The following is a 19,735-nucleotide window of genomic DNA, read 5'->3' on the forward strand; positions in this document are numbered from 1 at the left end:
ATGCCGATCGGGCCCCGTTTCTTTCGAACTCTCCGGAATTCGGAAGCGGCGGGGCCCGATTGTCCTTTCCGGCCGGTGCGGGGTTTGCTGGAACAGTGTTCAAGTTTGCTGGCGCGCAGGGAATTCCGTCGAGCTGCCTTTGCTGTCGGCATGAATTCAGCGGACCGGTCGGTATTTTCGGATTCCGCGCGGAATGCGCGGAGGTTGCCCATCGGCCGTGGTCGGCGGCTCGTGAGGGTAGCCACAGGGTCGCTCTAGGTGGCTTGACCAGGTGAGTCTTGCAAAGTGGATCGCGCGCATTTGGTGTATCTGTGATCGAATTCATTGCTCCTGAACGGTCTTTCGGTCTGTTATACGGCGATTTTGCGCGCGGGCTTCTTGGTTCAGGGGAATTACACGTGTGTGTTTCGGACGGATCATTCCGTACCCGGCAAACCTCGCCTACACTCAGTGGGCATCGGCTGCTGTCGAGTGTCCCGCAGCACCTCACTCGCCGGCACGGTTTGTGTTCTCGTGCGAAATGGGGTTGTGACACAAATGGATTCGCGGACTGTCGCTTTGATCAGAACGACGTTCAAGGCGGTTGCTGCGGAAGAAGGGGGGCCGGAGAGGCTGGCGCGGTCGTTCTACTCGATCCTGTTCACCGACTACCCGCAAACCCGCGACTTCTTCCCCGCGGCGATGGATTCACAGCGTGACCGTCTTGTCAAGGCCATCTCCTACGCCCTCGACCGGCTCGAGGAACCGAACAAATTGTTGCCGTTCCTCGCCCAGCTCGGCCGCGATCACCGCAAATACGGTGTGCGGGCCGAACACTACGTCGCGGTGGCCACCTCGCTGAAGGAGGCGGTGCGCCGCTTCGCGGGGACCGAGATGTGGACCGACGAGGTCGGCAAGGCTTGGGACGAGGGACTCGCCGTCATCGGCGCGACGATGCAGGAGGCGGCCGACAAGGAGACCACGCCGGCGGTGTGGTCGGGCACCGTGGTCGAAAATCGGTTGGTGCTGCGGAATCTGGCGATCGTCCGCCTGCAACTGGACCAGCCCATCTCCTATGCCGCGGGCCAGTACATGAGCGTGCAGATCCCCGCGCGGCCCCGGATGTGGCGCTACCTCTCGCCCGCCGTGCCCGCGAATGCCAACGGGGAGATCGAATTCCACGTGCGCGGTGTGCTCGGCGGCTGGGTGAGTCCGGCCATCGTCGGGCACACCGGTGTCGGCGACCAGTGGCACATCGGCTCGCCGCTGGGCGGGCTCGGGGTGCCGCGCAACACCAAGCGCAAGATGCTCATGGTCGGCTGCGGCACCGGAATCGCCCCGCTGCGTGCGCAACTCATGCAGATGGCGCAGCGGCGCACCAACCCGAAGGTGCACCTGTTCGTCGGCGGGCACCACCCGTGCGATCTCTACGACCTGGAGACGCTGAGCGATCTGGCCGTCGCCAACAAGTGGCTCACCGTCACGCCGGTCAGCGAGAGCGATGAGAACCCTTGGTGGTACTACGATTCCGGCTCGGTCGACCGGCAGTGGCCCGGGTTGGAGCCGCGGATGACCGGGCAGATCGGCAAGGTCGTGGCGAGTTTCGGGTCCTGGGCCGACCGCGACGTGCAGATCGTCGGCTCGCCCTCGATGGTGCAGACCACCAAGTTCCGGCTCATGGCGGCGGGCACGCAGACCAAGAACATCCGCCACGACCCGCTGTTCTGAGCGCTCAGAGTCCTTCGTACTGAATGCGTTCGGCCGGGGTGCCGGTCTCGACCAGACGGTCCACCGTGGCGCGCACCATGGCGGGTGACCCGCACACCAGCACTTGGTGCTCGGCGAACGCACCGTGCGCGCCCACCACCTCGGCGAGCGTGCCCTCCAGCAGTTCGTCGGCGGGGAAGCCCACGTCCACCCGGGAGTGCTCGAACCACTCGTCGGGCCAGTCCGGGTCCTCCAGGCTCTCCACCACCGGCACCACGGTGAGCCACTCCAGCTCCTCGGCCAACAGGTAGAGCATGTCGGCGGCGTACAGGTCGCGCGGGTAGCGGCCGCCCACGAACAGGTAGGTGCGCGGCGGTTCGGCCAGCCTGGCCAGCTCCAGGATCTGCGCGCGCAGCGGCGCCAGACCGGTGCCGCCCGCGATCATCACCACCTCGCCGCCCTCCGGATCCACCGCGAACGACCCCTGCGGCGCGGAGATCAACCACTCCTCACCCGCCTCCGTGTCGGCCACCAGCGACCCGCTCAGCCACCCACCCGGCACCGCCCGCACGTGGAACTCCAGCTTCCCGTCCAGCGACGGCGGCAGCGCGGGGGAGAGCCTGCGCCGCACCCCGGGATGGCGCTGCGTGCGGATCTCCACCGACTGCCCGGCGACGAACGGCACGAACTCCCCGATCAGGCGGATCACCGCCACGTCGTGACGCAGGCGATGGTGGCCGACGACGGTCGCGGTCCATTCCTGTTGCGCCACACCGTTACCGAGATGCTGGGGGTCCGTCATTCAGGAGAGTCCTGTCTTCGAGGCGGGTGTGTCATGGTTGGGGCGAGCCCGAAATGGGTGTACGGGCTGTGTTTGTTGGCGCGCTGGTGCGCGCGTGTTCGCGGCCCTTGATGTCTCGCGGCCCAGCGCTCGAGACTCGCGCTGCGCGCATGCGCTTCGAGCGCTGGGCCGCGAGACGGCCGCGAACGGTCGGTCGTCGGGCTCCCTCCCCGATGTGGTTGGGAGAGTGCGGATCGTGCGTGCAGGTGAGGGCTGAGCCGGGCCGAGTGGGCACATCACACCGGGTCGCTGGCGATGATGTGTTCCGGTGCGCCGACGGCGATGAGGGCGCGTTTGGTGTCGGCGATCATGCGGGCCGAGCCGGCTATCTGGATCTGGCGGTCGGACCAGGAGCCGAAGCTGGCGACGACGGCGCCGAGGTTGCCGATGAGGCGGCGGTGCATGCCGTAGGGGGCGTCGGCGGGCGGGTGGGGGTACCACCACGGGTTGGTCTTCTGCTCGCACACCGGCACCACGGTGAGCCACGGGTTGCTCTGCGAGAGCTGCCACATGTTCTCCACGTCGTACAGGTCGCAGGGATAGCGGCCGCCGATGAAGAAGTGCACGCGCGGGTTCACCCCGCGCTGGCTCATCTCGATCAGCTGGGCGCGCAGCGGCGCGATACCGGTGCCCGCGCCGATCAGCAGCACGTCGCGGCCCGATTCGCGATCCACGTGCAGGCCGCCCAGCGGTCCGCCGATCTGCCAGCGGTCGCCCACCTGCGTCTCGTTCACAATGGCCGGGCTCACCCAGCCGGTGCGGACCTTGCGCACGTGGAACTCGATCTCCCCGTAGGGATTCGAGGGAATCGCCGGCGAGAGGTACCGCCACATCTTGGGCCGCTGCGGAATCGCCACCGGCACGTATTGCCCGGCCTGATACGGCACCGGCGTGTCCGATTGCAGGCGCACGATGGCCAGGTCGTCGAGCACCTTGCGGTGACCGACCACGGTGGCCTCCCAGTACGGCGGCGACTTGTCGGAGTTCGCGCCGATCGCCATCGCGGCCGAGATGAGGATGGCGATATCGCGCCAGCCCTCCTCCAGTTCGCGGGTCCAGCCGTTGCCGTTGTAGACGCGGAACGCGGTGAGCATGGCCCGGCCCGCCTGGTCGTAGTGCTGGGCCTCGACACCGTACTTGCGGTGGTCGCGGGCCAACTGCTCCAGGAACCGCTGCGCGCGATCCCAGTCCTCGAGGTGGTCGAGCACGTACTGGATGGCGGTGGTCAGGCGCTTGGGTTGCATGTCCATCGCGGGCGGGAACAGTTCGCGCAGCCGGGGGCTCTCGGCGAACAGGTGACCGTAGAAGGCACTGATCAACCGCTCGGGTCCGCCCGGGGATTCGGTCACCGAACGGAAGTTGGCGCGGACCAGCGCAGCCGAACGCGCATCCACGACGAGAGCTTCCTTTCTCAGCAGGGACGTACCCGAAACCGGCGGTCCTCGGGGATCAAGTATCCCCGAAAAGTCCGTGGCCGTGTCGGGATGCGCAGCACGTACCGAGCCCGCCGAGAGCTATCGCTCGGCTATTTCACTGCCTGCGGAGGTCCAACACGACGGGCTCATGGCGTCGACGCGCCGACGGCACCGTCGCTGCGCTCGGCCCATGGGTCTGGGCCGCTGTCCAGGATAGCGGCGCGACGCCGCCGCGACGACCCGATGTGCCCGGTCAGCGGGCAACGGCCGCGCGAACCGCGGGCACGACCTGCTCGGTGTAGCGGCGGACCTGTGCGGCCGCGTCGCCCTCGCTGGGCCAGAAGACGAAGCCGTCCACCCGTCGCTCCAGGTGCAGGGCGATGAGGTCATCGACCCACCGCTCGACGGGACCGGCCAGGAAGCCGCCGTCCGCGCCGTCGGTGATCGTGCCCGAGACGTTGTAGAGGCGCCGCACCGCCGACGGGTCGCGCCCCGCCGCCGCGGCCGCGTCGTCGATCCGCGCGCCCGCCTCGGTGAGGAACTCCGGCGTCGCCCACGACGAGGAGGGCAGCCAGCCGTCGGCCCGCGCGCCGGTCAGCGCCAGCATGCGCGGGCCGCTCGCGCCGAGCCAGATGCCGGGGGCGTGGGCGGGCGCGGGGCCGGGGTGGATCCCGACGAGGCGATGGAACTCGCCCGGCACCCGCGCGGTGCGCTCGTCGGACCACATGGCCCGGATGATCTCAATCGCCTCGCCGGTCGCCCGCAACGCCTCGCCGCCCGAGAGCCGCGCCCCGCCCATCCCGGCGATCGCGTCCCAGAACGCGCCGGCGCCGAGCCCGAGGTGGACGCGTCCGCCGGTGATGATGTCCAGGGAGGCAACCGATTTGGCCAGCACGGCCGGATTGCGCAGCGGCAGGTTGGCGACGTCGGGGAAGAACGCGAGCCGGGTGGTGCGCACGGCGAGCGCGGTGATCAGGGTCCAGGTGTCGAAGAAGCGGCGCTGATAGGGGTGGTCCTGGATGCCGATGAGGTCGAGCCCGTGGGTGTCGGCGTAGGCGGCCAGGTCGGTGAGTCCGGCGTAGTTGTCGGCCTCCGGGATCAGGAAGAGGCCGAATTCGGGCTGCCGAGTGGTCATTTCGTGCTCCGTTCGCAGATCACCGGGACTGTCTTGCCGCGCGCGCCGGAAGCGGCGGGTTGCCCGTAGTCATCCCTACACCACGCACGGTGTGATTCATCGCATCCGGGGGCGGCGCGGCGTAGCGTTGACGCGACCGGTGGATCCGCGCGAAACTTTTTCAAAGTTGAGCGGAACAGACTCAACCTCTCCGACGTTGAACCCAGAGAACAGCGCGAGCCCGCGCGTGCGGGAAAGGGCACTCGACGCTGCGGACACGACAAGTAGGAAGGTGACGCGTGGACTCGTTCAATCCCACCACCAAGACCCAGGCGGCCCTGACCGCGGCCCTGCAGGCGGCCTCCGCCGCGGGCAATCCGGAGATTCGCCCGGCGCACTTGCTGGTGGCGTTGCTGGATCAGACCGACGGGATCGCCGCCCCGCTGCTCAAGGCCGTCGGCGTGGACCCCGCCGCCGTCCGGCGCGAGGCACAGGACATCGTCGACCGGCTGCCGCGCGCGACCGGTGCGACCACCACTCCCCAACTCGGCCGCGAGGCGCTGGCCGCCATCACCGCGGCGCAGCGGCTGGCCACCGAACTGGGGGACGAATACGTCTCGACCGAGCACGTCGTCGTCGGTCTCGCCCAGGGCGATTCGGACGTGACGATGCTGCTCACCAAGTACGGCGCGACCGCCGACGCGCTGCGCGAGGCGTTCACCGCCGTGCGCGGCAGCGCGCGCGTCACCAGCCCCGATCCCGAGGGCAGCTACCAGGCGCTGGAGAAGTACTCCACCGACCTCACCGAGGCGGCGCGCGCGGGCAAGCTGGACCCGGTCATCGGGCGCGACACCGAGATCCGGCGCGTGGTGCAGGTGCTCAGCCGCCGCACCAAGAACAACCCGGTGCTGATCGGCGAACCCGGCGTCGGCAAGACCGCCATCGTGGAGGGCCTGGCCCAGCGCATCGTCGCGGGCGACGTCCCGGAATCGCTGCGCGGCAAGTCCGTCGTCTCGCTCGACCTGGGCGCGATGGTGGCCGGCGCGAAGTACCGCGGCGAGTTCGAGGAGCGGCTCAAGGCCGTGCTGGAGGACATCAAGAACAGCGCGGGCCAGATCATCACGTTCATCGACGAGCTGCACACCATCGTCGGCGCGGGCGCCACGGGCGAATCCGCCATGGACGCGGGCAACATGATCAAGCCCATGCTGGCGCGCGGCGAGCTGCGGCTGGTCGGCGCGACCACGTTGGAGGAGTACCGCCAGCACATCGAGAAGGACGCGGCGCTGGAGCGGCGCTTCCAGCAGGTGCTGGTCGGCGAGCCCTCGGTGGAGGACACCGTCGGCATCCTGCGCGGCATCAAGGAGCGCTACGAGGTGCACCACGGCGTGCGCATCACCGACTCCGCGCTGGTGGCCGCCGCCGCCCTGTCGGATCGCTACATCACCTCGCGGTTCCTGCCCGACAAGGCCATCGACCTGGTGGACGAGTCGGCCTCGCGGCTGCGCATGGAGATCGACTCGCGCCCGGTGGAGATCGACGAGGTCGAGCGCGCGGTGCGCCGCCTCGAGATCGAGGAGGTCGCGCTGAGCAAGGAGACCGACGAGGCCTCCAAGCAGCGCCTGGAGAAGCTGCGCTCCGAACTGGCCGACAGCCGCGAGAAGCTCAACCAGCTCACCACCCGCTGGCAGAACGAGAAGAACGCCATCGACCAGGTGCGCGTGCTCAAGGAACAGCTCGAGGCGCTGCGCGGGGAGTCCGAGCGCGCCGAGCGCGACGGCGATCTGGGCAAGGCCGCCGAGCTGCGCTACGGCCGCATCCCCACCCTCGAGAAGGATCTCGCCGAGGCCGAGCGGGCCTCCGGCGCGGCCGCCGACGGCGAGGTGATGCTCAAGGAGGAGGTCGGCCCCGACGACATCGCCGAGGTGGTGTCGGCGTGGACCGGCATCCCGGTGGGCAGGCTGATGGAGGGCGAGACCCAGAAGCTGCTGCGCATGGAGGAGGAGCTGGGCCGGCGCGTGGTCGGCCAGACCGAGGCCGTGCAGGCGGTGTCGGACGCGGTGCGCCGGGCGCGCGCGGGCGTGGCCGATCCGAACCGGCCCACCGGCTCGTTCCTGTTCGTCGGCCCCACCGGCGTCGGCAAGACCGAGCTGGCCAAGGCGCTCGCGGACTTCCTGTTCGACGACGAGCGCGCCATGGTCCGCATCGATATGAGCGAGTACAGCGAGAAGCACGCGGTGGCCCGCCTGGTCGGTGCGCCGCCCGGCTACGTCGGCTACGACCAGGGCGGTCAGCTCACCGAGGCGGTGCGGCGCAGGCCGTACACGGTGGTGCTGTTCGACGAGATCGAGAAGGCGCACCCGGACGTCTTCGACATCCTGCTCGCGGTGCTGGACGAGGGCAGGCTCACCGACGGCCAGGGCCGCACGGTGGACTTCCGCAACACCATCCTCATCCTGACCTCGAACCTGGGTGCGGGCGGTGACAAGGAGTTCGTCATGAACGCGGTGCGCTCGGCGTTCAAGCCGGAGTTCCTCAATCGTCTCGACGACGTGGTGATGTTCCACGCGCTGGACGAGGAGCAGCTGGAGCGGATCGTCGACATCCAGCTCGACCAGCTCCAGAAGCGGCTCTCGCAGCGCAGGCTGAAGCTGGACGTGAGCGATTCGGCGCGGTTCTGGCTGGCGGTGCGCGGCTACGACCCGGTGTACGGTGCGCGGCCGCTGCGCAGGCTGATCCAGCAGTCCATCGGCGACACCCTCGCCAAGGAATTGCTGGCCGGGGAGATCACCGACGGCGACACCGTGAAGGTGGGCGTCAGCCTGGAGAGCGACGGGTTGATCGTCGGCAAGTGAGTGCGTCGCGACCCCGACGCCCGGCGTGGGCGTCGGGGTCGCGCTGTCTCGTGTCCGCGCGGCCGTGCGGTGGCGCGAACAACGTGCCGAGTCGGGCCCGGCATCCGGCGATTGCCGGGCCGGACGGACCGGCGGGCCTACCCTGGAGTCATGACGAACCCGAAGGACCCCTGGGGACAGCGGCCGGAGGATGCGCCGACCGAGCATCTCGGAGCGCCGGGGGCGTCCGCGTTCGACCAGGCCGGGGAGACGACGAGTTACCCGACCACCGAGCGCTACGAACCGTGGGGCCCGCCTCCGGCCAACGCCACCAAGGAGTTCCCGCCGCTGGAGAGTCAGTCGTGGGGCGCCTATGACGGCGGGTACGGGGCGTGGGCGGGCGCGCAGGATGCCCCGCAGGGGGCGGGCGCACCACCCCAGTACGTGCCGCCGGGTGCGCAACCTCCGGGGGTGCAGCCACCGGATCAACAACCGCCCAAACGCAATACGGGTCTGTGGATCGCGCTCGCCATAGGTGTGATCGCGCTCATCGCCGTGGGCGGTGTGGTGGCCGGGCTGCTGATCGGCAATAACGATTCGTCCACGACAGCGGGTTCGACGACCACCCTGTCGGTTCCGACGGGCGCGCCCACACCCACCGAGAATCCGCAGCCCACCCGCCCGTCGCCGAGCGGTGTGCCCGGCCTGCCCGGCATCGAAGGACTCGGCGCCACCATGGGCACCATCAGCGCCAACGACGCGGGCACGCTCACCATCAGCACCGTGTCGGGCGGCACCGTCACGGTGCGCACCGACGCGTCGACGCAGGTGATCGCGCTGTCCGGCGCGTCGGTCGCCGACCTGCCCGTCGGGGATCTGGTGATGGTGCAGGGCGACGAGGAGGCCGACGGCGCCATCCTCGCGCGGATCATCATCAGCACCGCGCTGCCCGGCGGCGGACGCTGAGCGTGTACGCGGCTCATTGACCGCCATCGCCAGTTACGCTGGACCCTGATGACGGCAATGTGGTTCGGGTTGGCGGCGATCGCGCTCGTGGGTGCGATCGTGCTGCTGTATTTCGATCGGGTCCAACGGCAGCGGACCGGTCACGCGCGCCAGGTCTGGGCGAAGGCACAGGGATACACCTATGTGTCGGTGGAACCGGCGCTCCCGTCGACGTGGCGACGCGGCGCGCTGGCCAAGCTCGGTTACCTGTCCGCGGTGGACGTGGTCTCCGGTATCCGCAAGGGCGAGAAGTTCGTGCTCTTCGATCTGGAGGACGCGGCCACGCTGGTCGCGGTGCGCCGCCAGATCGGTTCGGACATCGACGTCGACATGCGGCTCAAGACCGCCTCGCCGCCCAAGGACGCCGACCTGGAGCTGCTCGGCGCCATCGGCGACCGCGTGGTCTTCGCCACCAACCCCGAGATCGCCAGGCACGCGGTGGATCAGCGCATGGTCGCGTTCATCGAGTCGCTGCCCGAGACCGTGCAGATGCTGTGGAGCGAGGGTAACTGGACCCTCGGCATGCTGAATGTCGGCACGGTGGCCAAGGATTGGGAGAGCGCCATCGACGCGGTGCTGCGCCTCTCGGGTCTGCTGCACGTGCTGCCGCCCGTCGCCGATCCGCGCGGTTTCGAGGATCGCGCGCGCGGCCGCGCCCCGGAGCGCGAAGCCGAATCCCCGCGCGGCGCAGCACGTGTCGCGCCGCCCGAAGGCGACGAGCGGGACAGTGACCTGCCCGCCTCCCGCGGCGTCGGCCCGCGCGGCTACGAACTCGACGGCGACGACGACTTCGATCCGGACGGCCCCCGCGCCTACGCCGACCGCGCCGAGAATCGCGCCTACGACGACGAGCCCGACTACGACGACGACTTCGATCCGGACGGCCCCCGCGCCTACGCCGACCGCGCCGAGAATCGCGCCTACGACGACGAGCCGGACTACGACGACGAAGCCTTGTTCGAGGACGAGGGCTACGATGAGCCCGCCGAGCCCGCCCCGCTGCGCAAGGAACCCGCCGCCGAACCCGCGCGCCGCCCCTCCCTCGCGGTCGTCCCCGACGCCAAGTCCCGCGACGAGCAGCGCCGCGAGGACGAGGACCCGCTGCCGCGCGGTGAGTGGGACCTCGACGAGGACCCCGCGCGCGCTCCGGAGAGCACGCCCGACCGTCCGGGCGGACCCTTCCACCCGGGCTTCCGCCCGTACCAGGGCCCCGTGCCCAAGTGACCCACCCGAGGGGATTCGCGTCGTCATGACCGATGGTTCCGCCCCCGCGCGCCTGCCCGGCGCCACCCGCCCCGTGGCCCTCGTCACGGGTCCCACCTCCGGCATCGGCCAGGCCTACGCCCAGCGCCTGGCCGCGCTCGGCTACGACCTGGTGCTCGTTGCCAGGGACGCCGATCGCCTGGCCGCGTTCGCCGCCGAGGTGGCCCGCAAATTCGATACCCGCTCGCAGGTGCTGACCGCCGACCTCACGGTCGACGCGGATCGCGAACGCGTCGCGGCGCGGGCCGCCGACGGCGTCGATTTCCTCGTCAATAACGCGGGAATCGGGCTCAAAGGCGAGTTCTGGGAGCTGCCCTTCGACCGGGTGCGCGCCCAGCTCGACCTCAACGTCGGCGCCGTGCTGGAACTCACCCACGCCGCGCTGCCGCCCATGATCGCCGCGGCCAAGGGCACCATCGTCAATGTGGCCAGCGTCGCCGGACTCGTGCCGGGGCGGGGCTCGACCTATTCGGCCTCCAAGGCCTACGTCGTATCCTTCACGGAAGGGTTGGCGGGCGGCCTGGCCGGAACCGGTGTCCGTATCCAGGCGCTGTGCCCCGGATTCGTCCGCACGGAATTCCACGACCGCGCGGGTATCGAGATGTCCTCGCTGCCCGCGCCGCTGTGGCTGTCCGTCGAACAGGTCGTCGCCGGTTCGCTGCGTGATCTCGAGAAGAACCGGGTCGTCAGCGTGCCCGGCGTGCAGTACAAGGCGATCACCACCGCGGCCGGACTCATCCCGCGAACCCTGCAGGTCCGAATGAATCGGGGCTTGTTCAATTCACGCGGAAGGACTTAGACATGATCGACCAGGCGAGTGCGGTGCACGGTGACACCGAGCACGGGGGCGGCGCCGACCGCGACAGATTGGCCGCGCTGGTGCGCGAGCTGGCCGTGGTGCACGGCAAGGTGACGCTGTCGTCCGGCAAGGAGGCCGACTACTACGTGGACCTGCGCCGCGCGACCCTGCACCACCGGGCCGGGCCACTGATCGGCAAACTGCTGCGCGAACTCGTCGCGGACTGGGACTTCGACGCCGTCGGTGGTCTCACCATGGGCGCCGACCCCGTCGCGCTGGCCGTCATGCACGCGCCGGGCCGCCCGATCGACGCGTTCGTGGTGCGCAAGGCCGCCAAGACCCACGGCATGCAGCGCCAGATCGAGGGCCCCGACATCGTCGGCAAGCGCGTGCTCGTCGTCGAGGACACCACCACCACCGGAAACTCCCCGCTCACGGCCGTGCGCGCGCTGCGGGACGCCGGTGCCACCGTGGTGGGCGTGGCCACCGTCGTGGACCGGGAGACCGGGGCCGATCAGGTGATCGCCGCCGAGGGATTGGAATATCGATCCATCCTCGGCCTGAAGGATTTGGCCCTGGGATAGCCTGGACGCTGTTCAAGTTTGTCCGGACGGTGAAGGACGTGTGAGTCACCAGTGGTGAGCATTGCGGTAAACAAGAGTCGCCAGAATGTTGCGATGCTCGGAATCGGTGCCTACCGACCCCAGCGCATCGTCAGCAATGACGAGGTGTGCGAGGTCCTGGACTCCACCGACCAGTGGATCTTCGAGCGCACCGGCGTCCGCAACCGGCGCTGGATCAGCGGCGACGAGACCCTGCGCTCCATCGCCGCGGGCGCGGGCGAACGCGCGCTCACCAATACCGGCATCGACCGCGCCAAGATCGGCGCGCTCATCCTGTGTACCTCGAGCTGGCTCAAGCTCACCCCGCACGGCGCGCCGACCGTGGCCTCCGACCTGGGCATGAACGGCATCCCCGCCTTCGACCTCACCTCCGGCTGCGGTGGCTTCGGCTACGGGCTGGGCGTGGCCGCCGACCTGATCCGCGCGGGCTCGGCCGACTACGTGCTGGTCATCGGTGCCGAGACGATGACCGTGGGCCTGGACCCCACCGACCGCGGCACCGCGATGATCTTCGGTGACGGCGCGGGCGCGGTGGTGGTCGGGCCGAGCGAGGAGAACGGCATCTCCCCGACGGTGTGGGGCAGCGACGGCGAGAACGCCGAAGCGATCGCCCAGGACGTCGACTTCCTCGAGTACATGAACAAGGCACAGCGGTTGCAGGGCACCGACCCGGCGGTGGAGCCGGTCGGCCGGATGTCGCTGCGCATGGAGGGGCCGCGCGTATTCCGTTGGGCCGCCGTCACTCTGCCGCGCGCGCTGGCCTCGGCGCTGGAGGTGTCGGGGGTGTCCAAGGACGATATCGAGGTGTTCATCCCGCACCAGGCCAACGCCCGCATCAACGAGCTGATGAAGAAGAACCTCGGGCTGGCCGACGAGATCCCGATGGCCAACGACATCGAGAACACCGGCAACACCTCCGCCGCGTCCATTCCGCTGGCGATGGAGGAGATGCTGGTGACGGGTAAGGCCAAGGGCGGGCAACTGGCGTTGCTGCTCGGGTTCGGCGCGGGCCTGAGTTACGCCGGCCAGGTCGTGACCCTGCCCCCGAAGCCGGCCGAGGCCAGTTTCTGACTATGGCGAGGCCCTTTCGCGCGGCGTTCGTCGGCGCGGCGGCGGTGACGGTGTTCGGCGCCGTCACCGGTCGCGACAAGCTCCAGTGGGTGGCCAAGCCGCTCATGATGCCGCTGCTGGCCGCCGACGTGGCGACCTCGGAGGTGGCGCTCGACCCCGTCGACCGCACCGTGCTGCTCGGTTCGCTCGGTGCGGCCACCCTCGGTGACGTGCTGCTCATCGATCCCGACGACGATCGCAGGCTGATCGCGGGCGCGTCGTCGTTCGCCGTCATGCAGGCGGGTTACTCCGTGCTGTGGTGGCGGCGCGGCGCCCGGCCCCGCGCGGCCATCGCCGGCCAGCGCCTCGCGGCCTGGCTGGGCGCGGCCGCGCTGATGCGTGTCAAGGCCCCCACCGTCGCCGCGCCCCTCACCGCCTACGGCGCCACCCTCGGCACGGCGGCCACCCTCGCCTCCGACCCGGCCCTGGCCCCCGGCGCGAAAAACCTTGCGGGCCTGAATATCCCGGGCCCCGACCCCCGCTCCCGCCTCGGCCTCGGCGCCCTCCTCTTCACCCTCTCCGACGGCCTGATCGTGCTCCGCCGCATCTTCGCCAGCTCCCCCCGCGCCCGCCGCACCACCGAGGGCATCATCCTGGCCACCTACGCCGCCGCCCAGTACCTCCTCACCGACCCCCGAGTCCACGAAAAGTAGGTCCGGACGGACCCATGACGTCACCAGCGGACGACCGCGCCGCCGCCGCCATCCGCCGGTCCCGCGACCAGGCGGTCGCGCGGGGATGGAACCCGGATTCGGCGACCGGAGCCACAGACGCGCAGATCGACCGATGGGCAGCCGAGCAAGGCGTCGAGACGGTTCCCGCGGCTGTTCGTGAAGTGCTGCGGTTGATCGGGGAGGACCCGGGAATCTGGTTCTCCGGAACATCTTTCGGTGTGCGGATGGTCGACGCCGCGACCAAGCGTGACGCCCTGGGCTGTTTCGACGATGCCGAGACCGTCCCGCTGCGTGCCCCCGCCGATCTGCTGGTGATCGCGGAGGCCGGGGCGTACAGCTACGTCGTAGTGGACGGCGGCGACCTGCTGCGCGCCGACCCGCCGCTCTGGCTGCTCCACGAGACGGGCCGCGCCGAGCGGCGCTGGGAGTCGGTGACCGCCTGGTTCGCGCTGCGCGCGGCCGGGGTGATCGAGCGCGGGCGAAAGCTGGCCGAACGCCGCGCCGAGGGGCGCCCGGACCTCGCTCGTGAGTCGCACTTCCACTCGGATCGAGTCTCGGCCCGCGAGCGGTGGCACCTACAGGACCAGGATTATGCGGTCGCGGTTCTCCGGGTCTACTCGGATGGAGATGGTTTCGCCGGGGGAGAGCTTGGGTTTGTCGGCGGGGGTGACGTCGAAGACTATTGTGCCGCGGTAGGTTTCGGAGCCGGGGACGGTGAGTTCGAGGTCCAGTTCGGTGAGTTCGGTGTAGTGGTCGGTGCGGGCGAGAGGGTGGACGCCTTCGATGGTGGCCCATCCTTCGAGGCCGTGGCGCCAGAGTTTGCGGTCGGCGCGGGAGGGGCGGGCGGCGAGCAGCATGCCGAGGCCGACGCAGGAGCCGAACAGGCCGACCAGCGCCACGATCTGATACGGGACGGTGCCGGGCGGGGTGTGGTGCACGAGCCAGCCGAGCCACAGGCCGAGCAGGATCAGGTATCCGGCGGTGACGCCGAGCACCGTGCGCAGAATCCGTGCGTGATCCATGGCAGCCTCCACCCCCTGACCCGCCCTTATCCCTCCAGGATAGGCCGATTCCGGGTGGATGAACCGGCCTTCGCGCCGATCCCTACCCCTTCAACCGCAGCACCGCCAGCACCCGCCGGTGGTGGGTGTCCGACGGCGGCAGATCGAGTTTGGTGAAGATGTTGCCGATGTGCTTCTCCACCGCCCGCTCGGTCACGGTGAGCGCTTCGGCGATCGCCCCGTTGGACAACCCCTGCGCCATGAGTTCGAGCACCTCGCGCTCGCGCGGGGTGAGGCGGGCCAGCGAATCCTGTTGGCGTGCGGCACCCATCAGCTGACTCACCACTTCCGGGTCGAGGGCGGTGCCGCCGGTGGCGACGCGGCCCAGCGCGTCGACGAACTCGCGCACGTCGGCCACCCGGTCCTTGAGCAGGTAGCCGACCCCACTCGCGCCGCCGGCGAGAAGTTCTGTCGCGTACCGGGTTTCGATCCACTGCGAGAACACCAGCACCCCGGTCATGGGGAACTTGCGGCGCAGTTCGATGGCGGCGAGCAGCCCCTCGTCGGTGAACGAGGGGGGCATCCGCACGTCCACCACCGCCACGTCGGGATTGTGCGCCGCCACCACATCGGCCAGGGTGGACGCGTCGCCCACCATCGCCACCACCTCGTGCCCGCGCTCGGTGAGCAGCCCGGCCAGCCCGTCGCGCAGGATCGCGCTGTCCTCGGCGATGACGATCCGCAGCGGCGTGCTCATCGCAGGTCCTCGACCGGCAGCAGCATCGTCACCACGGTCGGTCCGCCGGGCGGGCTGTCCACCGTCAGGGTGCCGTCCACGGCGCGCGCCCGCGCCGCGAGCCCGGCCAGCCCGCTGCCCGCGACGGGCGCGCCCTCGGCGGGCTGGAGCACCCCGCCCACTCCGTTGTCGCGCACGGTCACCCGGATGGTGCGCTGGCTGTCGGGCATCACCGACACCCAGGCCCGTTCGGCGTGCGCGTGCTTCACCATGTTGGTGAGCAGTTCGGCGACGGAGAAGTAGGCGATCGCCTCCACGGCCGGGTTCGGCCGCCGCGGCAGGTGCACCCGCAGCTCCACGGGGATCGCGCAGCGTGCCGCCAGCGTCTCCAACGCGGGGCCGAGCCCCAGTTCCAGGGCGGGCGGGTGGATGCCGCGCACGAGTTCGCGCAGCTCGGTGAGCGCTTCCTTGGAGCTGGCGTGCGCGTCGGCGATGAGGTCGCTGGGGTCGCCACCGGCGGCGATGCGCTCCTCGGCGCGCCCGAGCGCCATCGCGATGGTGACCAGTCGGGCCTGGGTGCCGTCGTGCAGGTCGCGTTCGACGCGGCGCAGCGTGGCGGCCGAATCGTCGACGGCGGCGCGCCTGCTCTCCCGCAACTCGACGAGCTGGCGGTCGCGCGGGGTGGCGCCGAGCAGCTGCACCGTCAGCCACCGGTGCATGTGGCAGACGCCGCGCACCAGCCACGGCAGCGCGAAGCACCCGAGCACGCCGAGCGCGGCGAGCCCGAGCACCCGCGGCCAGGTGTCGATGTAGAACTCGCCGAACTGCATGAGCGACTGCCGCTCCACGCCGCTCGCGTCGACGTTGGTGGGCCGGAACACCGCCCACGGGATCGGGGAGATGGCCAGGAACACCGTCATCGCGATGACGACGAGCACGACGTATCCGGCCATCAGCCCGAGCACCGACTGCACGAGCAGGAACAGCACCGCCCGCCAGCTGGGCCGGTCGGTGAACGCACCGCGCAGGAATCCGAAGAAGCCGCGCGGCGGCTGGAACGGCGGCGGCGCGTCGACCGGGGTGCCGAGCAGATCGCGGCACAGCGCGCGATACACGTAGCCCGACAGGCGCGCCCCGAGCAGCACCAGCGCCAGGATCGGGATGCCGACCAGGAAGATCGAGAGGTAGAGACCGCCGCCGAACCCGAAGAACAGGTAGCTGATCGCGACCCCGCCGAGCACGCACACCGCGATCAGGTACGCCAGTTCCTTCCAGGTCCTGGCCTCGATCGGCGCGCGCAGCACCGCGCGCAGCGGCGAGCGCCCCGCCGGGCCCGGCGGGGCGTCGGGTTTGTCGAGCACGAGGGTCGGTTCGGCATGCGTCTCGGTCATGAACCCCATGTTTCTCGCGTGCGGCCGCGTTCTCGATGGAGCCCGCCCCCGGATCGCGGGTGTGGCCAGCTACACCATCGAAGGGTTGCCGGGAGTTAGCATCGAGTGCATGTCCATGCCACCGGCGTCCGGTTATCCACAGCCCTACGGTAGCCCGTACGGTCCGCCGCCGGACCATCCCCAAGCCACCACGATCCTGGTGCTCGGCATCCTCGGCCTGGTGTTCTGCCAGCTGTTCGCGCCGGTCGCGTGGTTCCTGGGCCGCAAGGCGCTGGCGGAGATCGACGCCTCGGGCGGCGCGATCGGCGGGCGCAGCAACGTCAAGGCCGGCTACATCTGCGGCGTGATCGGCACGATCCTGATGCTGCTGGTGGTGATCGGCGTCGTCGCGATCATCGTGATCTCGCTGGTAGTGGCCTCCACCTCGCCGTCCTGACCGGCCGCTCTAGCATCGTCGGCGTGAACGAAGCGCCGCCGGAGCAGGACCTACCCGGACCCACCGAGTGGGGCGAGCACCCGCACGGGGTGGGCCCGTGGCGCGCCGAACACGACACGCCCCCGCCGGACGATCCGCGCCTGGACCCCGAACTGCTCGAACACGGCGACCGCCGCAATGTGGTCGACGCCTACCGCTACTGGACGCGCGAGGCGATCGTCGCCGACATCGACGCCCGCCGCCACCCGTTCCACGTGGCGATCGAGAACTTCGGGCACGACGCCAACATCGGGACCGTGGTGCGCACCGCAAACGCGTTCGCCGCGGCCGCCGTGCACATCGTGGGCAGGCGCCGCTGGAATCGTCGCGGCGCCATGGTCACCGACCGCTATCAGCACCTCGAACATCACGCGAGCGTCGCGGACCTGGTCGAGTACGCCGCGGCACACGGCCTCGCGGTGGTCGCCGTCGACAACGTGCCCGGCGCGGTCCCGCTGGAGACGGCGCAGCTGCCGCGCGAGTGCCTGCTGCTGTTCGGGCAGGAGGGCCCCGGCGTCACCGATCACGCGAAAGACGCCGCGGCCATGACGGTTTCGATCGCGCAGTTCGGTTCCACGCGCAGCATCAACGCGGGTGTCGCGGCGGGCATCGCGATGCACGCGTGGATTCGTCAGCACGCGGACCTGTCGACGGCTTGGTGAACGGGTGCGGGGTGCGCGGCCGTCCCGCGCGTGCCGGCCGACGGGGCTCGGCGACCGCGCCGATCGCGGGACTCCCGGCCGCCGGGTGCACGATTCGGCGTCGGCCGGGTAACAATTCGGCGGCGAGAATTCGTTCGGAGCTGGCACCATTGAGAGATGACCTCGCGGAGCCCGCACACCGGGCAGGATGCTGCATCGACGCCCGCGCTGTGGTCGGAGCGGGCGGACATGGCCGAATCCGCGATCGTCTCCCGGCACCTGCGGGCGCTGTGGGTATGTCCCGGAACGGAATTGGGCGTCGTAGGCTGGCCCGCGACCCGGCGTGAGCGCGCCTTCTTCTCCTGGCACTACTGGTGGCAGGCCCACCTGATCGACTGCGCGGTGGACGCCGCCAACCGCACCCCCACCCCGGCCCGCCGCAAGCGCATCGGCGAGCTGGTGCGCTCGCATCGCGCCCGCAACCTCACGGGCTGGACCAACAAGTACTACGACGACATGGCCTGGCTGGCCATCGCCCTCGAGCGCGCCGAGCGCACGCAGGGCATCACCGAGGCGCGCGGCGCGCTGGTGGCGCTGGAGAAGCGCCTGTACGAGGCGTGGCAGCCCGAGATCGGCGGCGGCATCCCGTGGCGGGTGCGCAGCGACTACTTCAACGCCCCGGCCAACGGTCCGGCCGCGATCGCGCTGGTCCGACTCGGCCGCCACGCCCGCGGCCAGGAGATGGCGGACTGGCTGGACACGACGCTGCGCGACGAGGAGTCGGGCCTGATCCTGGACGGCATCCACCTGCCCTCCGGCGTGATCGAACGCCCCACGTTCACCTACTGCCAGGGCGTGGTGCTCGGTGTGGAGACCGAACTGGCCGTGCACACCGGCGAACAGCGCCATCTGGACCGCGTGCACAACCTGCTCGCGGCCGTCGCCGAGCACATGACGGCGGGCGGTGTCGTCAAGGGGGGTGGCGGCGGGGACGGCGGCCTGTTCAACGGCATCCTGGCGCGGTACCTGGCGGTGGTCGCCCTGATGTTGCCCGGCGACGAGCGTCAGCAGGTCGAGGATCGCAAGGCCGCCGCGGCCCTGGTGCGCGCCTCGGCGGAGGCGGCGTGGGCGAACCGGCTCGAGGTGGAGGGCGAGCCGCTGTTCGGCGCCGACTGGAGCCGCCCGGCGCAGTTGCCCGGCGGCACCTCGGGCGCGGGGCATTTCACCTCGGGCGGGTCGGTCACCGCGTCGAAGGTGCCCGAGCGCGACCTGTCGGTGCAGCTGTCGGGCTGGATGTTGATGGAGGCGGCCTACCAGGTGAGCGGCGCCGGGCTCTGAGCGCCGGGTTCAGGACTCCACGCGCGGCAGCACCGCGGTGGGAGCGTCGTCCATCTCCACGTCGAAGTCCTCGGCGGGGCGGGCCATCTCCATCCGGTACTGCCGGATCCCGATCACGGTGCCGATGATCAACCCGATCACCAGCAGGCACACCACGCCCGGCATCAGCCAGGGCACCCGCTGCAGGAATCCGCCCGCGTAGTAGCCGATCAGCAACAGCACCGGCGCCCAGATGATCGCGCCGAGCGTGCTGGCGATCGTGTACTTGCGGTGGTCCATGCCCGCCGCGCCCGCGACCATCGGGCACAGCGTGCGCACCCACGGAATCCAGCGCGCCACCAGCACCGCGAGGAATCCGTGCCGCGCCAGCAACTCGGCCACCCGCTGTAGGTTGCGGGTGTTGATGTAGCGGCCGTCCTTGCGCGCCACCAGGCGGTGCCCGGTGCGTTGCCCGACCACGTAGCCGACCTGGTTACCGACGATCGCGGAGACCATGGCGCCCACCGAGAGCGCCCACACCTGCGCCTCTCCGGTGGCGTGCGAGGCCATCACGATGCCCGCGGTGATCAACATCGAATCCCCGGGCAGGAACAGCCCGATGATGAGCGCGCACTCCAGGAAGACGAAGGTCAGGACCACTGTCCAGACGAGTGCGGGACCCGCCGAGAGGAGAGGATCGAAACTGCCCAGCGCGAGGGGCGTCGAAGCGGTGGACACCGGCCTCAGCGGGTGGTCTCGTTCGTCAGCGCGAGATCGCTCGTGACCGAAGTCGTCACTGCCTGCCCAATC

At 70.2% G+C, this 19,735-nt stretch carries 19 protein-coding genes; 11 read left to right on the forward strand and 8 right to left on the reverse strand.

Annotated elements, in window-relative coordinates; all coding sequences use genetic code 11:
• The first annotated feature begins 537 nt into the window (after window positions 1–537).
• Window positions 538–1,707, forward strand: coding sequence for a globin domain-containing protein (locus tag OHB21_RS09810; RefSeq protein WP_067513144.1), 1,170 nt, complete (start codon window positions 538–540; stop codon window positions 1,705–1,707).
• Window positions 1,708–1,711: 4 nt separating this feature from the next.
• Here the strand turns inward: OHB21_RS09810 and OHB21_RS09815 are convergent, their stop codons facing one another.
• The 3 genes from OHB21_RS09815 to OHB21_RS09825 form a co-directional block, all read right to left on the reverse strand.
• Window positions 1,712–2,488, reverse strand: coding sequence for an FAD-binding oxidoreductase (locus tag OHB21_RS09815; protein ID WP_067513142.1), 777 nt, complete (start codon window positions 2,486–2,488; stop codon window positions 1,712–1,714).
• Window positions 2,489–2,763: 275 nt separating this feature from the next.
• The gene (locus tag OHB21_RS09820) at window positions 2,764–3,921 is read right to left on the reverse strand and encodes an FAD-binding oxidoreductase (protein WP_067513140.1); all 1,158 of its coding nucleotides are present in this window, start codon (window positions 3,919–3,921) and stop codon (window positions 2,764–2,766) included.
• A 274-nt stretch (window positions 3,922–4,195) separates the two neighbouring features.
• Window positions 4,196–5,077, reverse strand: a complete 882-nt coding sequence (locus tag OHB21_RS09825) for an LLM class flavin-dependent oxidoreductase (protein WP_195125175.1) — start codon at window positions 5,075–5,077, stop codon at window positions 4,196–4,198.
• Between the two features lie 278 nt (window positions 5,078–5,355).
• On the opposite strand from OHB21_RS09825, the gene clpB reads away from it, so the two are divergent.
• The 7 genes from clpB (at window position 5,356) to OHB21_RS09860 (ending at window position 13,343) form a co-directional block, all read left to right on the forward strand.
• Window positions 5,356–7,911, forward strand: a complete 2,556-nt coding sequence (clpB, locus tag OHB21_RS09830) for an ATP-dependent chaperone ClpB (protein WP_195125176.1) — start codon at window positions 5,356–5,358, stop codon at window positions 7,909–7,911.
• Window positions 7,912–8,061: 150 nt separating this feature from the next.
• Complete coding sequence (locus OHB21_RS09835) at window positions 8,062–8,856, forward strand: DUF5666 domain-containing protein (RefSeq protein ID WP_195125177.1); 795 nt, start codon at window positions 8,062–8,064, stop codon at window positions 8,854–8,856.
• A 48-nt stretch (window positions 8,857–8,904) separates the two neighbouring features.
• A complete protein-coding gene (locus OHB21_RS09840) occupies window positions 8,905–10,119 on the forward strand; it encodes a type III secretion system chaperone family protein (protein WP_228789811.1) in 1,215 nt (404 codons plus the stop codon).
• 25 nt (window positions 10,120–10,144) lie between these two features.
• Window positions 10,145–10,957 (forward strand): SDR family NAD(P)-dependent oxidoreductase, encoded by an 813-nt coding sequence (locus OHB21_RS09845; RefSeq protein ID WP_195125178.1) that lies wholly within the window; start codon window positions 10,145–10,147, stop codon window positions 10,955–10,957.
• Window positions 10,958–10,959: 2 nt separating this feature from the next.
• The gene (gene pyrE, locus OHB21_RS09850) at window positions 10,960–11,541 is read left to right on the forward strand and encodes an orotate phosphoribosyltransferase (RefSeq protein WP_067513127.1); all 582 of its coding nucleotides are present in this window, start codon (window positions 10,960–10,962) and stop codon (window positions 11,539–11,541) included.
• 51 nt (window positions 11,542–11,592) lie between these two features.
• Window positions 11,593–12,651 carry a beta-ketoacyl-ACP synthase 3 gene (locus tag OHB21_RS09855; RefSeq protein ID WP_067513124.1) on the forward strand — a complete coding sequence of 353 codons (1,059 nt, stop codon included), beginning with the start codon at window positions 11,593–11,595 and terminating at the stop codon, window positions 12,649–12,651.
• 2 nt (window positions 12,652–12,653) lie between these two features.
• A complete protein-coding gene (locus OHB21_RS09860) occupies window positions 12,654–13,343 on the forward strand; it encodes a lysoplasmalogenase (RefSeq protein WP_195125179.1) in 690 nt (229 codons plus the stop codon).
• Between the two features lie 20 nt (window positions 13,344–13,363).
• On the opposite strand, the gene OHB21_RS09865 is transcribed toward OHB21_RS09860, so the two are convergent.
• From OHB21_RS09865 to OHB21_RS09880, 4 genes are all read right to left on the reverse strand, one after another.
• On the reverse strand, window positions 13,364–13,939 hold the full coding sequence (locus OHB21_RS09865) for a hypothetical protein (protein ID WP_195142377.1): 576 nt from the start codon (window positions 13,937–13,939) through the stop codon (window positions 13,364–13,366).
• Entirely contained in the window at window positions 13,940–14,386 is a 447-nt protein-coding gene (locus OHB21_RS09870; RefSeq protein ID WP_067513167.1) for a DUF3592 domain-containing protein, read from the reverse strand.
• A gap of 82 nt (window positions 14,387–14,468) precedes the next feature.
• Entirely contained in the window at window positions 14,469–15,122 is a 654-nt protein-coding gene (locus OHB21_RS09875; protein WP_067513119.1) for a LuxR C-terminal-related transcriptional regulator, read from the reverse strand.
• Window positions 15,119–16,492, reverse strand: coding sequence for a sensor histidine kinase (locus OHB21_RS09880; protein ID WP_195125181.1), 1,374 nt, complete (start codon window positions 16,490–16,492; stop codon window positions 15,119–15,121). Before OHB21_RS09880 ends, OHB21_RS09875 begins: the two co-directional genes overlap by 4 nt.
• Window positions 16,493–16,601: 109 nt before the next feature.
• Here OHB21_RS09880 and OHB21_RS09885 point away from each other — a divergent pair, with 109 nt between their 5' ends.
• The 3 genes from OHB21_RS09885 to OHB21_RS09895 all read left to right on the forward strand — a co-directional run bounded on the left by OHB21_RS09885 (window position 16,602) and on the right by OHB21_RS09895 (window position 18,946).
• Entirely contained in the window at window positions 16,602–16,928 is a 327-nt protein-coding gene (locus OHB21_RS09885; protein WP_067513117.1) for a DUF4190 domain-containing protein, read from the forward strand.
• A 14-nt stretch (window positions 16,929–16,942) separates the two neighbouring features.
• Window positions 16,943–17,629, forward strand: a complete 687-nt coding sequence (locus tag OHB21_RS09890) for a TrmH family RNA methyltransferase (RefSeq protein ID WP_407675233.1) — start codon at window positions 16,943–16,945, stop codon at window positions 17,627–17,629.
• Between the two features lie 228 nt (window positions 17,630–17,857).
• Window positions 17,858–18,946: a glycoside hydrolase family 76 protein gene (locus OHB21_RS09895; RefSeq protein WP_084538073.1), complete on the forward strand. Its 1,089-nt coding sequence runs from the start codon at window positions 17,858–17,860 to the stop codon at window positions 18,944–18,946.
• A gap of 9 nt (window positions 18,947–18,955) precedes the next feature.
• Here the strand turns inward: OHB21_RS09895 and OHB21_RS09900 are convergent, their stop codons facing one another.
• The gene (locus tag OHB21_RS09900; RefSeq protein ID WP_067513110.1) at window positions 18,956–19,663 is read right to left on the reverse strand and encodes a DedA family protein; all 708 of its coding nucleotides are present in this window, start codon (window positions 19,661–19,663) and stop codon (window positions 18,956–18,958) included.
• Window positions 19,664–19,735 lie beyond the last annotated feature (72 nt).

Source organism: Nocardia puris, from assembly GCF_036051655.1.
Lineage (GTDB): Bacteria > Actinomycetota > Actinomycetes > Mycobacteriales > Mycobacteriaceae > Nocardia > Nocardia puris.

What these genes read in the sequence shown, in the direction of transcription:
- OHB21_RS09810 (WP_067513144.1), top strand. Translation starts at nt 538, where the DNA reads ATGGATTCGCGGACTGTCGCTTTGATCAGAACGACGTTCAAGGCGGTT.
- OHB21_RS09815 (WP_067513142.1), bottom strand. Translation starts at nt 2,488, where the DNA reads ATGACGGACCCCCAGCATCTCGGTAACGGTGTGGCGCAACAGGAATGG.
- OHB21_RS09825 (WP_195125175.1), bottom strand. Translation starts at nt 5,077, where the DNA reads ATGACCACTCGGCAGCCCGAATTCGGCCTCTTCCTGATCCCGGAGGCC.
- OHB21_RS09835 (WP_195125177.1), top strand. Translation starts at nt 8,062, where the DNA reads ATGACGAACCCGAAGGACCCCTGGGGACAGCGGCCGGAGGATGCGCCG.
- OHB21_RS09840 (WP_228789811.1), top strand. Translation starts at nt 8,905, where the DNA reads ATGACGGCAATGTGGTTCGGGTTGGCGGCGATCGCGCTCGTGGGTGCG.
- OHB21_RS09845 (WP_195125178.1), top strand. Translation starts at nt 10,145, where the DNA reads ATGACCGATGGTTCCGCCCCCGCGCGCCTGCCCGGCGCCACCCGCCCC.
- pyrE (WP_067513127.1), top strand. Translation starts at nt 10,960, where the DNA reads ATGATCGACCAGGCGAGTGCGGTGCACGGTGACACCGAGCACGGGGGC.
- OHB21_RS09860 (WP_195125179.1), top strand. Translation starts at nt 12,654, where the DNA reads ATGGCGAGGCCCTTTCGCGCGGCGTTCGTCGGCGCGGCGGCGGTGACG.
- OHB21_RS09870 (WP_067513167.1), bottom strand. Translation starts at nt 14,386, where the DNA reads ATGGATCACGCACGGATTCTGCGCACGGTGCTCGGCGTCACCGCCGGA.
- OHB21_RS09875 (WP_067513119.1), bottom strand. Translation starts at nt 15,122, where the DNA reads ATGAGCACGCCGCTGCGGATCGTCATCGCCGAGGACAGCGCGATCCTG.
- OHB21_RS09880 (WP_195125181.1), bottom strand. Translation starts at nt 16,492, where the DNA reads ATGACCGAGACGCATGCCGAACCGACCCTCGTGCTCGACAAACCCGAC.
- OHB21_RS09885 (WP_067513117.1), top strand. Translation starts at nt 16,602, where the DNA reads ATGTCCATGCCACCGGCGTCCGGTTATCCACAGCCCTACGGTAGCCCG.
- OHB21_RS09895 (WP_084538073.1), top strand. Translation starts at nt 17,858, where the DNA reads ATGGCCGAATCCGCGATCGTCTCCCGGCACCTGCGGGCGCTGTGGGTA.